Raw genomic sequence first — 11,175 nt, forward strand, 5'->3', positions numbered from 1 at the left:
AACTGAGCCCCGGTGGTCCGCCGGAGCGTCGAACTCGTTGTCGACACCCTACGGGTGGACGTCCGTTGACGCGCAACCGAACCGCGCCAGGCAGTGCCACACCTTCTTCACCGCCTGCGGGTCGTGGCCGCCCGTGCGCACCGCCTCACCCAGGACGCGGGGGTCGAGGCGGCCGCCGCCGCCCTCCCGCGCGATGCGCACGCCGAGATCCACGTACTCCTGGCCGCGGTAGTCGGGGTGGCGGCGCAGCTCGTCCGCGGTGAGTACGAAACCCGGGTGCCACTCGACGGGGCAGGGGAGCCGCGCGGCCGCCGCCTCCACCGCCGTGTTCCGGAAGGAGGGGTCCAGGACGAGCGCGTCGACGTCCCGGTCGAGTCGGACGCCGCCGTGGACCTGGGCCTCGACGTAGTCGTCGAGCAGGTCACGGCTCTCCGCCTCGGCCAGTTCGACGAGCGCCATCCGGGAGGCCACGCCGAAGGCGGACGGCTCGGTGACGCTGTCCGGATAGCAGAACGTGGCACGCGCGAGCGTTTCGCGGGTGAGCCGCAGATGGGCCGAGCCGAAGCGGGGGGCCGCACCGGCCCGACGGCTGCGGTGGTCGAGCGCGCCGTAGACGGGGCGCTCCTCGGGCGGCGCCTCGTCGTACGCGCCGCCGAACATCCGGGCCTCCCACCGCCACCGGTCTCCGCCGGGGTGCGCCGTCAGGCCGCCGTTGCCGACACCGGTGACGAACTGCGAGGAGTAGGTGCCCTCCCGCGCCAGCCGCTCCAGCACCTGCTCCTCGCCCACCAGCCGGTCGGGGTGGAAGTTCACCGTGACGCGGGCTTCGGCTCCGAGCGGCCCGCCGCGCGAGCGCGCTGCGACGTACCGCAACGCCCGCAGCTGTGGTGGCCCGAGGGCGACACGGCCCGCCCGGCCGGTGGCGCCGCGCAGGTGTGTCTCCATCCGTCCAGAGTGCCGGGAGGAGCGTGCTTGGCGCACCCGGAAATCGCGTGCGTGCGAGGAGAGCGCCGTCCCCCGGCGACGGCTCCGAGGCCGGGCGTGTGCGGCGCCGAGCGGCCGGTTCCGGCCACGTGTACGGCCCTGCCACCGGTGGTAAGCCGAGGAGTGCCAGGCAAGATGATCCGACGGCCGCGAGCGGTCCGGCCGCGAACCGACGAGGGGACGAACGCAGCATGCCGATCCAGGGTGAGTACGTGCCGAGCCCGGAGCAGTGGGTGCGTGACCAGGTCGATCTGTACGAGAGCTCCGGCGGCACGGAGGGCACCACGATGCGGGGGATGCCCGTCATCGTCCTCACCACGCGGGGTGCCAGGAGCGGCAAGGTGCGCAAGACACCGCTGATGCGGGTGGAGCACGAGGGGAAGTACGCCGTGGTCGCCTCGAAGGGCGGAGCGGCCGAGCACCCCGTCTGGTACCACAACCTGGTCGCCGACCCCCGGGTCGAACTCCAGGACGGGCCCAAACGGCAGGACATGACGGCCCGCGAGGTCACCGGCGAGGAGAAGGTGCGGTGGTGGGAGCGCGCCGTGGAGGCGTTCCCCGACTACGCCGAGTACCAGCGCAAGACCGGCCGTGAGATTCCGGTCTTCGTCCTGGAACCCACCCCCGGCGGACACTGAGCGGCAGGCCCGAGGCGCGCGGGCGCGGTCGGCCCGGCGCGGCGGCCTCAGCAGGGCGAGGGTGTGAGCCACGAGGCAGGAGCGAAGGAGCCCGGATGGGTGAGCGCACGGACGGACACGAGGGCCCCGGCGGAGTGCGGGTGCCGGACTCCCGGCTGGCGGCGGAGGCCACGGAACTCGTGCGGGACACGACCGGCGACCTGGTCTACGACCACTCGCGCCGCGTCTACTTCTTCGGCAGCCTCCTGGGCCGTGCCCGTGGCATCGGCCACGACCCGGAACTGCTCTACGTCGCGGCCCTCTTCCACGACGTCGGGCTGGGCGAGCCGTTCCACGACAGCGGCCGCCGCTTCGAGGTCGACAGCGCGGACGAGGCCCGCCGCTTCCTTGCGGCCCGCTCCGTGCCGGAGGACAGCATCCGGCGGGTGTGGACGGCGATCGCCCTGCACACCACACCGGGCATCCCGGAGTTCATGGAGCCCGAGGTGGCGCTGGTGACGGCGGGAGTGGAGTACGACGTCCTGGGCTTCGGCTTCGACGAGCTGGCGGCCGACGACCGGGAGGCCGTCGTCACGCTGCATCCGCGTCCCGCGTTCAAACAGAGCATTCTGCGGGCGTTCGCTGACGGGGTGGGACCGAAGCCCGAAACGACGTTCGGCAACGTGAAGGCCGACGTCCTGGCGCACTACGACCCGCACTTCGAGCGCGGCGATTTCGTCCGCACCGTCCTGGAGTCGCCCTGGCCGGAGTGAACCTCCGCCTGCGCGAGTGGCGGAGGCGCCCCTGGGACCGCCTCCGCCGCCCCGCCGTCATGCCGGTGGGGTCGCGTCCCAGGCGGCTTCGGCGCTGCGGACGGCTCCGTCCGCGGCGGAGGTTCCCGTGCCGGCACCCGCGACGTCCAGCGTCCGCAGCCCCGCCGCAAGGGCCCGCACCGTGTCCGCGACCACCGTGCGGTCGGCAGCACGACCGTAGTGGTTCACGCGGAACATCTCCTCGGCGAGCGCGCCCGCCGCAGCCTGGAGCGGCACCCGGGGATCGGCCTCCAGCGCCGCGGCCACCACCTCGCGCGCGTCCACGCCCTCGGGCGCGCGCAGGGTCGTGGCGGCGGGCGCCGCGTCCTGGTCGCGCACCACGTACGGGGCCAGCCCCGGCAGCTCGCGTGCCGCGGCGCGCGTCGCGGCGGAGGCCGCGCGGTGCCGGGCGATCGAGTTCTCGAGACCTTCGGCGGCCACCCGGTCGACGGCCTGTTCCAGTGCCAGCATCTCCAACTGGGCGGGCGCGTGGGGCAGCGCGGTACGGCCGCCGTCGAGCCACCGCTGTTTCCAGTCGAGCAGCGAGAGGTACGAGCGGCGCGGCGCCTGCTCGTTCGCGGCGATCCGCTCCCACGCCCTGGCGCTGACCGAGACGGCGGAGACCCCGGCCGGGCCCGCCAGCGCCTTCTGTCCGCCGACGACGCACAGGTCCACGCCCCACGCGTCCGTCAGCAGCGGCTCGGCGCCCACCGAGGCGACGGCGTCCAGCATCAGCAGCGCGCCGCTCTCACGCACCGCTTCGCCGATCTCGGCGACAGGGTTGGTGTTGCCGGTCGCCGCCTCCGCGTGGACGAGGCTGACCAGGCCGATGCGGGGGTTCCGCCGCAGGGCCTCGGCCACCTGTCCGGCCTCGACGGCTTTGGTGAACGGCGCGCTGAGCGTGACCACCTCGGCCCCGCAGGCACGCAGCCAGCCGCCGAACGTCTCCCCGTAGGGGCCGCTGACCACGTTCAGCGCCGTACTGCCGGGCGCCGCAGCCGAACGGATGCACGCCTCCAGCGGCAGCAGCGCCTCGCCTTGCATCGCCACCACGTCGCACCCGGTCCTCAGCAGTGAGGCGACCTTGTCCTCGACGGCGGCGAAGTGGTCCGCGGTCAGCGGCGGCAGATCCAGCAGGGACGGGTGCTCGGTGTTCGCAGTCACGGTCGCCTTCCAGCCACGAGGGGCGCTTCCTGGCACGTGCCCCGTTACCGCACGACCCTACGTCCGTGATCCGCCCGCCTCACCCTCCGGTACCCCGCATCCGCTGCCGGAGGCTGCCGGCACCGGGAGGGTCAGGGACGGGGGCTGGTCACCAGCAGGGCCACGTCGTCGTGGTTGTCGGGGTGGCGCAGCGTCTTCAGCAGCCGGTCGCAGGTCTCCTCCAGCGATTCCGCCGCGCCAGGGCCACCCGGGCGCAGCAGATCCAGCAGCACGCCCAGCCGGTCCTCGATGTCGTCCCGCCGCGTCTCGACCAGCCCGTCGGTGTACAGCACGAGCCGGTCGCCCGCCTCGAGACCGACCGTCGTGGTGCCGTACTCGCCCAGCCCCGTGCCCAGCGGGGCGCCCTCGGGCGGGCCGACCAGCCGGGGCTCGCCCCGGGCCGGGACGAGGACGGGGGGCAGGTGGCCGGCCGAGGCGATCCGGCAGCGGCCCTCCGCCGGGTCGTAGACGGCGTACAGGCAGGTGGCGATGTAGGGGTCGAGGCCTATCGTGATGCGGTCGAGGTGGCCGAGCACGTCGTGCGGGGGCAACGACAGCCGGGCGAGGGTCTGGGTGGCGGTGCGCAGCCGTCCCATGGTGGCGGCCGCGTTGATGCCGCTGCCCATCACGTCGCCGACGACGAGGGCCGTGCGGTCCTGTTCGAGCTCCAGCACGTCGAACCAGTCGCCGCCGACCTCGCTGTGGGCGCCGGCCGGCTGGTAGCGGGAGGCGACCCGCAGCCGGGTCGCGGTGGCCGCCGGTGTGGGCAGCATGCTGCGTTGCAGGGTGAGCGCGATGTTGTGCTGCTGCCGGTAGAGGCGGGCGTTGTCGATGCAGACGGCGGCGCGTCCCGCCAGCTCGCAGGCGAGGACGGTGTCGTCGCGGTCGAAGGGCTTGGGGTTGCGGGAGCGTTTGAGGTCCAGGGCGCCCAGCACCTCACCGCGCGCGATGAGGGGGACGGCCAGGTAGGAGTGGACCCCGGCGCGCGCCAGCAGCGCCGCGGACTCCTCGTCCCTGGCGATGTGCAGCAGATCCTCGGGGCGCACCGCAGGTACGGCGACGGGCTCCGCCGTGGCCACACAGCGGGTGACCAGCCGGTCGGCTCCGTAGCGCGCCACATGCCCCGGCAGGTCGGCCGCGTCCGCGGCGACGGTCGGGTAGGCGAGCGCGAGCGCCAGCGCACGGAAGGTGGCGGTCTCCTCCTCGGGGATGCGCACCGGCTGGTCGCTCACGGCGGCGTCCAGCACGTCCACGGCGGCGATGTCGGCCAGGTCGGGCACGGCGACCTCGGCCAGCTCCCTGGCGGTCTGTTCGAGGCCGAGCGTGGTGCCGATACGGACCGAGGCCTCCGCGAGGTGGGAGAGGCGCTGCCGGGCCGCTTCGGCCTGGAGCGCCGCCTGGTGGCGCTCGGTGATGTCGGTGACGGACACGGACAGCCCCAGCGGGCGCCCGCCCGCGTCGTCGAGCCGGAAGACGGACACGGACCAGGCCCGCCCCTCGCCCCGCGAGGTCTCACCGCCGAGGACTTCCTGGTCGATGACGGGTTCGCCGGTCTCCAGCACCTGCCGCATCACCCGCTCCGCCTTGCCCGCGTGGCCGTGGGGGAGGACGTCGTGGACGGAGCGGCCCAGGTGCTCCTCGACGCCGACGCCGTCCAACTGCGTGAGGGTCGGGTTGACGGACACGTAGCGCAGCGCGGTGTCCATGACCGCGATCCCCATCGGGGACTGCTGCACCAGCCGGGCGGAGAAGGCCAGGTCGCGTTCGACCTCCCGCAGCGTGGCCTGGTCGGTGATCAGGCCCAGCCCGAAGACCGCGCCCTGGTCGTCGTTGAGGCGCATGTTGCGGAACTCCAGGGGTTTGACCTTGCCGTTCCGCAGCTTCACGGGGAAGGAGCCCGCCCAGCTCCGGCCGGACCGCAGCACCTGATCGAAGAGCCCCAGCACCAGATCCCGCTGCTCGTCGGGGACCAGCAGCGGCGCCGCGTAGCTGCCCAGCGCCTCCTCGGCCGAGTAGCCGAACAGCTCTTCGGCCTGCGGGCTCCACAGCACGATACGTCCCCGCGCGTCGAGCACCACGGCCCCCACGCCCAGCACGTCCAGGAGCCCGCCGGGCGGGGACAGGGACACGCCCTGCGGTCCTTCGCCTGCCACCGGCGCGCCGTCGACGTCGCCTGCCGGCGGCTCCTCGCGGTTCCTCACGACGACGGCTACCTTCCTGCCCTGGGCGCTCCCTTCCATCCTCCCTCGCGCTCCGGTGACGTGCCCCTCCAGCGCGCAGGGGTGCACCCGATGCGCCCGTTCGGGTGATCGGGGCGGGGACGGCGGCGCGAGCGGCGCCCGCCGGCCGGGCTCACCTCGTGCGGGCGCTGGCCAGCACGTCCTCCACGTCGTGGACGCCCGCCCGGGAGCCGCCCGTGGCGATACCGAGGACGAAGGAGGTGCGGTCGCTGTCCACCGTGACGACGGTCATCAGCAGGTGGCCCGCGGGCCTTCCCCCGCGGGCCGGCAGCCGCAGCGCCACCGTGTGCGCCGGATGGCCGCTGACCTCGGTGGCCCGGGACCCGACGAGCTCCGCCGGGCGGCGAGGGAAGAAGAACTCCGCGTTCGACCCGGCCGCCGCCTCGGTGTAGGTCCCGAGGTCGGCTGTCGGCACCACCTGCCCGGACCGGCCGGTCAGGACGGTGCCGCCGCTCCCGCTGCCCGCCGTGGTGCGGGTGATCCGCGAGGAGAACGCATCCACGAGGTCCGCGTCCTCCCGGCGGTCGAGCCCCCAGCCAGGAGGGAGCGCGTAGGAGACACCGGCCCTGCTGTCGCTCACCCGGGGCCTGTCGGCCAGTGGGGCCTCGTCACGGGCGCGCAGCAGCCACCGGACCGTGACGCCGCCGCACACCAGCGTGAGCACCACCGCCACCGTGAGAGCCGCCCGCAGCCCGCGCCGCACCTGCCGCGGCGCGGGCGGAGGGGGAGGGGGAGCCGTGCCCGGACGGTGCGGCGGGTACGGCTGCCCGGACAGTGGTGGTGGCGTCATGCGCTCAGCTTTCCCGTCCGCTCCCGGCCCTACCTGAGCGCGCGTACTCAGAGGGATCACTCAGCCGACGCGGTGGCCCCGCCAGCCGAGGTCCGCGCTCCAGGTGGCGGCGGACATGTGGTCGGTGAAGTACCGGCCGAAGTCCGGTGCCGCGAGGATGCGTGCGCGTTCCGCCGCCGGAGTCGGACTCGTCGTCGGGGTCAGTGGGTAGTAAGAGGCCACGGCCAACTCCTCACGCCGGTGCGGCGGTCGCGGTGGCCGGCCCGTGGAGCCTCGGCGTCCGGGCCGACCAGCAGCGCGCACTCGCCGCGGGCGACGTCCGACCTCGCGGAGACATGGACGAGCCCGAAGCGGCGCGGGGAACCGCGCGACGGACCACCCCCACTCGCGGACCGCGGCTGCCGGCAGTGGCACCCCTTCCCAGGACCCGCAGGGTGAGCCACCGCACCGCCGCGACGGCAGCTCGCCCTTGTCCGGTGAGAGCATGGCGGCGTGGACAGGCGGGCCGAGTCGTGGTTGCAGCTGCTGCTGGAGGACGCGGAGCCGACGGCGTACGAGGCGCTGCGGCAGCGGCGGCTGGCATCGGCCACCCAGGAGGCCGAACGCGAACGGATCGCCGCCGAGGCGCTGCGCGCCGAGCGGCTCCGCTCCCGGTTGCGCGAGCGCCGGCAGCGGGCACGGGAGCTGGCGGCGCTCGGCGATCTCGCGCTGCGCCTGACCGGCACGCACGAACGCGGGGTGCTGCTCCAGGAGAGCGTCGCCCAGGCGCGGCGCCTGCTCGACGTGGACGTCGCCTACCTCGCGCTGACCGGTGCGGACGGGAGGATGACCATCGAGGTGACCGACGGCTCCACAGGGCCACGCCTGCGCGGCATCGTGCTGGAGCCCAGCAGCGGGCTCGCCGGGCGCGTGGTGGAGGGCGGAGAGCCGGTGCAGAGCACGGACTACCTCGACGACGCCGGACTGACCCACGCGCCGGGCGTGGACGACGTGGCACGCGCCGAGCGGCTGCGCACCATCCTCGGCGCGCCCCTGCGCCTGCGCGGGGAGACGCTCGGCGTCCTGATGGTGGCCCAGCGCCGGGTGCGGTCCTTCACAGGGCAGGAGACGTCACTGCTGTCTTCGCTGGCCGCCTACGCCGCCGTCGCGATCGACAACGCCCGCCTCATCGAGCGGCTGCGCCACCACGTGACCACTGTCGACCGTGCGGTCGCCCTGCACGAGGACCTGCTGCGGGCCGCGCTGCGCGGCGGGGGAGTGGACGAGGCGGTCACCGGCCTCTCGCGGGTGGTCGGGGGCACCGTCCGTTTCGAGGACGAGGCGGGCCGCACCGTGGCCGCGGCGCGGAACGGCTCAGCGGCGGTGCCCGACGACCGAGCGGGCCACTGCACCCGCACGGTGCCCGTCTCCTCCTCCGCCGTCCGCTTCGGCGCCCTGCGCGTCAGTACGCGCACACCGCTGGACGAGGACTCCCAACGGCTGCTGGAGCGGGCCGCCATGACGATCGCCCTGGTGGTCGCCGCCGAGCGGGCGGCCACCGACGCCGAACGCCGCTCCGCCGCCGAACTGCTCGAACAACTGGTCGCCGGTGAGGTCGAGGACACCTCCGCCTTCGAGCGCCGCGCCCGCGCAGGGGGCCTCGACGTGGCCCGGGGCCACACCGTGGCCGTCGCCGACCTCCACGGCGCGCCCGCCCTGGACCGGCTGGCGGCCCGCCACGGCGGGCTGAGCGGCGTGGTGCGCGGCCGTGCCGTCGGCATCCTGGAAACCCGCCCGACGAGCTGCGCGACCAGTTGACCGGCGCCACCGCAGGGCTCGGCGGCCCCGCCCACGGCGTCGCCGGGCTGGCCGCCGCCTACCGGGACGCCACCGCCTGCCTGACCGTCCTGCACGCACTCGACCGCGCCGACGTCCGCGCGGCACCCGCCGACCTGGGCCCCTACCGCTACCTGCTCAGCGCCTCGGGCCGGGCCGACGCGCAGCGCTTCGTCCAGGCCACCATCGGCCCGCTCCTCGACCACGACGCGCGGCACCGTACCGACCTGACCGGCACCGCCGACACCTTCCTCACCCAGGGGCGCGGCCACACCGCCACCGCCGCCGCCCTCACCATCCACCCCAACACCCTCTACCAGCGTCTGGAGCGCATCGCCGAACGGCTCGGCGACACCTGGCGCCACGGCGACCGGGCCCTGGACGTCCACCTGGCGCTCCGGCTGCACCGCCTCGCCCGCACCCTGGGCGAACCACCCACCTGAGCGGGCCCTTACCGGAGAAATCCCCCATGGTCACCGGTCCCGCCACGGCACTAGCGTGCACCGGTGTGGACACCGCACTGGACGCGCTCGCCTCCGCACTGCCGGACAGCGCACTCGTGACCGACCCCGACGTCCTGGCCGCACTGGCAGCCGATGACGCGGAGTGGGCCCCCGCGGGAAAACCGCTGGCCGCACTCCGTGCGAGCACCACTGCTCAGGTACAGGCCGCCGTAGGTGTCTGCGCCGATCTGCGGATACCGGTCGTCACGCGGGGCGCGGGAACCGGCCTCTCCGGTGGGGCGAACGCCACCGACGGCTGCCTCGTGGTGGATCTGTCCCGGATGAACCGCATCCTCGAGATCGACGCGGAGAACCTGCTGGCCGTCGTCCAGCCCGGGGTGGTCAACAACGACCTCAAGGCCGCCGTCGCCGAGCACGGGCTGTGGTATCCGCCGGATCCGGCCAGCGCCCCCTGGTCCACCCTCGGCGGCAACGTCGCCACCAACGCGGGCGGCCTGTGCTGCCTCAAGTACGGTGTGACCCGCGACTACGTCCTGGGTCTCGAAGCCGTCATGGGCGGTCCGGCCGGCCCCTACGGCACCGCCGTGCGGTTCGGGCGCCGCACCGCCAAGGGCGTCAGCGGCTACGACCTGACCGGGCTGTTCACCGGATCCGAAGGCACGTTCGGCGTCATCACCGAGATCACCCTGCGGCTGCGCCGGGCACCCACCGGCACCCCGCACACGGTGGTCGGCGCCTTCGACGACCTCGTCTTCGCCGGGGAGGCGGTGGCCCTGTGCACCCGCCGCGGGCTACAGCCCGCCGCGCTCGAACTCCTCGACCGCGCCTGCATGACGGCGGTCGAGGAGTGGAAGCACCTGGGCATCGAGGCGGACGCCGCCGCCCTGCTGCTGGCCCGGGTGGACTCCCCAGGACAGGCAGGGGAGGAGGAGGCCGCGGCAGTGGCCGCCGCGTTCACCGAGAGCGGCGCGCTGTGGGCGGAGCGCTCCACCGACCCCACCGAGGCGGAGGCGCTGTTCGAGGTGCGTCGGCTCGCCTATCCCGCGCTGGAGCGGCTCGGTCCCGTGCTCACCGAGGACGTCTGCGTGCCGCGCTCCGCCGTCCCCCAGATGCTCGCCCGCACCGAGGCCGCAGGCCGCCGGCACGGCGTGCGCATCGCCACCATCGCGCACGCGGGCGACGGCAACCTGCACCCGCTGCTGATCACCCCGCCCGGCGACGACGCGGCCCGCGAGGCCGCGCAGACCGCCTTTGAGGAACTGCTGTCCGAAGCCGTCGCGCTCGGCGGCACCGTCACCGGCGAACACGGCGTCGGCCTGCTCAAACGGGACGGCATGACGAGGGAACTGGGTCCCGGGGTCTGCGCTGTGCAGCACGCCGTCAAGGACGCGCTCGACCCCCTCGGCCTGTTCAACCCGGGAAAGGTCGTGGGCACCGCCCACTGACGCACCCGGGCGACCGGTACAGGGCCCGCCTGAGCACCACCCACGCGCCCCCGCCACCGGGACTCACAGCGCCGTACCGTCCCGGCGGATCGGGCCCCACCTGCCCGGCTGGCTGGTGACGATCTCGTGCGCCTCCGCGATGACCTGATCGGCGATCCAGCCGAGCGGAGAGACGTCGCGCACCAACGGCTCGTTGTCAGGACCGCGCCCCAGCTCGTCCCCGGTCAGCACCCAGGCACGGGTGCGGGAGTCCCTGACCCGGGGCAGATGCGAGTAGTCGTACAGACGCCTGGCCACCCACACCCGCACCGGACGACCGGCCCACCAGTCCTCCACCGCGAGCGGGCTGGCCGACAGCCCCGGCATGGCGGCTCCCGTCAGATCGTCCATGCTGGAGCCGCTTCGCAGGTCCACCGCGGGACCGCGTGACCAGCGTACGAAGAGCCGACCGCGCCGGGTGACGAGATCGCTGAGGGCGTCCAGCGAAGCGAAGACCGGCATGGACCACCTCTCCGTCACCGTGTCCCTCCACTCCGCCGACGTCCACCACACCCACTCCCGCCCCGTCTCCGGCCCCCGAGAACGACCGCCCTGCGGCCGCCCCCGACTGACGGGGGCCGCCCGCGACTGACGGCGCCCGGGTTCCCCTCCCTCACCACCCGTAACGCGGCCTCGCTCATGCGGCGAGCGGGTGGGAGGGTGTTCCTCCCACCCGCTCGGGGTGTCGCATGCGTGGTGCGTGTGTGCTGGGTGTGGGGGGTGTTGTCGGCTGGGGGCCTTCTGCTCAGTAGGCGGAGTCGACGTT

11 protein-coding genes are annotated in these 11,175 nt (G+C 74.3%); 5 read left to right on the top strand and 6 right to left on the bottom strand.

Annotated features, from left to right (window positions below):
- Nucleotides 1-48 precede the first annotated feature (48 nt).
- The gene (locus tag DQ392_RS00775) at nucleotides 49-945 is read right to left on the bottom strand and encodes a DUF3626 domain-containing protein (protein WP_114013474.1); all 897 of its coding nucleotides are present in this window, start codon (nucleotides 943-945) and stop codon (nucleotides 49-51) included.
- A gap of 230 nt (nucleotides 946-1,175) precedes the next feature.
- Between DQ392_RS00775 and DQ392_RS00780 the strand changes: the two genes are divergently transcribed.
- Both DQ392_RS00780 and DQ392_RS00785 read left to right on the top strand, forming a co-directional pair.
- Entirely contained in the window at nucleotides 1,176-1,622 is a 447-nt protein-coding gene (locus DQ392_RS00780; protein ID WP_114013475.1) for a nitroreductase family deazaflavin-dependent oxidoreductase, read from the top strand.
- Nucleotides 1,623-1,717: 95 nt separating this feature from the next.
- Nucleotides 1,718-2,374, top strand: coding sequence for an HD domain-containing protein (locus DQ392_RS00785; protein WP_114013476.1), 657 nt, complete (start codon nucleotides 1,718-1,720; stop codon nucleotides 2,372-2,374).
- Nucleotides 2,375-2,431: 57 nt separating this feature from the next.
- Here DQ392_RS00785 and DQ392_RS00790 read toward each other — a convergent pair whose 3' ends face one another.
- From DQ392_RS00790 to DQ392_RS00805, 4 genes are all read right to left on the bottom strand, one after another.
- Complete coding sequence (locus DQ392_RS00790; RefSeq protein ID WP_114013477.1) at nucleotides 2,432-3,577, bottom strand: pyridoxal-phosphate-dependent aminotransferase family protein; 1,146 nt, start codon at nucleotides 3,575-3,577, stop codon at nucleotides 2,432-2,434.
- A 131-nt stretch (nucleotides 3,578-3,708) separates the two neighbouring features.
- The gene (locus DQ392_RS00795; protein WP_425470448.1) at nucleotides 3,709-5,817 is read right to left on the bottom strand and encodes a SpoIIE family protein phosphatase; all 2,109 of its coding nucleotides are present in this window, start codon (nucleotides 5,815-5,817) and stop codon (nucleotides 3,709-3,711) included.
- Nucleotides 5,818-5,968: 151 nt separating this feature from the next.
- Nucleotides 5,969-6,646 (bottom strand): hypothetical protein, encoded by a 678-nt coding sequence (locus tag DQ392_RS00800; protein WP_147266462.1) that lies wholly within the window; start codon nucleotides 6,644-6,646, stop codon nucleotides 5,969-5,971.
- 60 nt (nucleotides 6,647-6,706) lie between these two features.
- On the bottom strand, nucleotides 6,707-6,868 hold the full coding sequence (locus DQ392_RS00805) for a hypothetical protein (protein ID WP_342774887.1): 162 nt from the start codon (nucleotides 6,866-6,868) through the stop codon (nucleotides 6,707-6,709).
- Between the two features lie 270 nt (nucleotides 6,869-7,138).
- Between DQ392_RS00805 and DQ392_RS00810 the strand changes: the two genes are divergently transcribed.
- The 3 genes from DQ392_RS00810 to DQ392_RS00820 are packed head-to-tail and all read left to right on the top strand — an operon-like array spanning nucleotide 7,139 to nucleotide 10,370.
- Nucleotides 7,139-8,443, top strand: coding sequence for a GAF domain-containing protein (locus DQ392_RS00810; protein WP_114013480.1), 1,305 nt, complete (start codon nucleotides 7,139-7,141; stop codon nucleotides 8,441-8,443).
- A complete protein-coding gene (locus DQ392_RS00815; protein ID WP_114013481.1) occupies nucleotides 8,440-8,904 on the top strand; it encodes a PucR family transcriptional regulator in 465 nt (154 codons plus the stop codon). Before DQ392_RS00810 ends, DQ392_RS00815 begins: the two co-directional genes overlap by 4 nt.
- A 26-nt stretch (nucleotides 8,905-8,930) precedes the next feature.
- Nucleotides 8,931-10,370: an FAD-binding oxidoreductase gene (locus DQ392_RS00820; RefSeq protein WP_114013482.1), complete on the top strand. Its 1,440-nt coding sequence runs from the start codon at nucleotides 8,931-8,933 to the stop codon at nucleotides 10,368-10,370.
- 63 nt (nucleotides 10,371-10,433) lie between these two features.
- On the opposite strand, the gene DQ392_RS00825 is transcribed toward DQ392_RS00820, so the two are convergent.
- Nucleotides 10,434-10,871: a DUF6098 family protein gene (locus DQ392_RS00825; RefSeq protein ID WP_114013483.1), complete on the bottom strand. Its 438-nt coding sequence runs from the start codon at nucleotides 10,869-10,871 to the stop codon at nucleotides 10,434-10,436.
- Nucleotides 10,872-11,175: the final 304 nt, after the last annotated feature.

It is taken from the genome of Streptomyces reniochalinae (genome assembly GCF_003323735.1).
GTDB classification, from domain to species: Bacteria; Actinomycetota; Actinomycetes; order Streptomycetales; family Streptomycetaceae; genus Streptomyces; species Streptomyces reniochalinae.

Bases quoted from the DNA above. Each gene is read 5' to 3' on its own strand.
- DQ392_RS00800 (WP_147266462.1), bottom strand. From the start codon at position 6,646: ATGACGCCACCACCACTGTCCGGGCAGCCGTACCCGCCGCACCGTCCG.
- DQ392_RS00820 (WP_114013482.1), top strand. From the start codon at position 8,931: ATGGTCACCGGTCCCGCCACGGCACTAGCGTGCACCGGTGTGGACACC.
- DQ392_RS00785 (WP_114013476.1), top strand. From the start codon at position 1,718: ATGGGTGAGCGCACGGACGGACACGAGGGCCCCGGCGGAGTGCGGGTG.
- DQ392_RS00780 (WP_114013475.1), top strand. From the start codon at position 1,176: ATGCCGATCCAGGGTGAGTACGTGCCGAGCCCGGAGCAGTGGGTGCGT.
- DQ392_RS00825 (WP_114013483.1), bottom strand. From the start codon at position 10,871: ATGCCGGTCTTCGCTTCGCTGGACGCCCTCAGCGATCTCGTCACCCGG.
- DQ392_RS00775 (WP_114013474.1), bottom strand. From the start codon at position 945: ATGGAGACACACCTGCGCGGCGCCACCGGCCGGGCGGGCCGTGTCGCC.